The organism is Bhargavaea sp. GQ12 (assembly GCF_059758705.1).
In genome coordinates, this window is record NZ_JCAXEU010000046.1 from 1 (window position 1) to 804 (window position 804).

General features: G+C 51.5%; 2 protein-coding genes. Both read left to right on the forward strand.

Features of this window, described 5'->3' with window-relative positions; all coding sequences use genetic code 11:
- A partial coding sequence (locus AC6CHQ_RS16300; RefSeq protein ID WP_498082071.1) for an HTH domain-containing protein occupies positions 1-374 on the forward strand: 374 nt, incomplete at its 5' end.
- 26 nt (positions 375-400) lie between these two features.
- The coding region (locus tag AC6CHQ_RS16305; RefSeq protein ID WP_498082072.1) for an IS3 family transposase at positions 401-804 on the forward strand (404 nt) is incomplete at its 3' end.

Genomic DNA, 804 nt, shown 5'->3' on the forward strand with positions numbered 1-804 from the left:
ACAATCCCAATGTCCTTCATGTGACGGGTAAGACCATACAATACGCTCCTGAATTCAAATTGAATGCCGTGAAGGCCTATCAGGAAGGCAAGACACCCTATGAGATTTTCTTGGAGGCGGGGCTGGATCCCAAACTGATTGGAAGAGATACGCCTAAGGACTCGCTAAAGCGATGGAGGAAATCGTATGACGCCCTTGGCGAAGAAGGCCTGTTGTCTGAGCGTCGGGGCCGCGGAAGCGCCGGTCGCCCGGTAACACGGAATCTGACTGCGGAAGAACAACTGAAAAAGGCACAGGCTAAGATCAAGTATCTAGAGGCTGAACTGGAATTGTTAAAAAAGTTAGAGGCAGCCGAGAGGAGGCTGAGGAAGTAAGGCTCACACCGGGAGAAAAATATGCATTGATTGAAGAAGTGATCCGAACGTATGGGCTCAAGAGAGCTGTCGCCTATCTATGCAGGGTCGCGGGAGTCCGCCGTCAGGGTTACTATGAATGGCTGATCCGCCGTGAATTACGCGACCTCCGTGCGGAGGTGGATTATGAAGATGCCCTTCTCCTTAAAGAGATCCAAGAACGGAAGAAAGGGAAAGCAGGATACCGTACCCTACATATGATTTTGAGGAATGAATATGGCGTAGTCATGAACCACAAGAAAATCCTGCGCCTCACTGGCCTTTTCGGCCTTCATGCCAGAATCCGGAGAGCCCATCCCTACAGGAAGATGGCGAAGGCGACACAGGAACACCGTACGGTGTCTAATCACCTGAATCGCGAGTTCCAGCAGGATGAGCCGGGTAAGGTCCT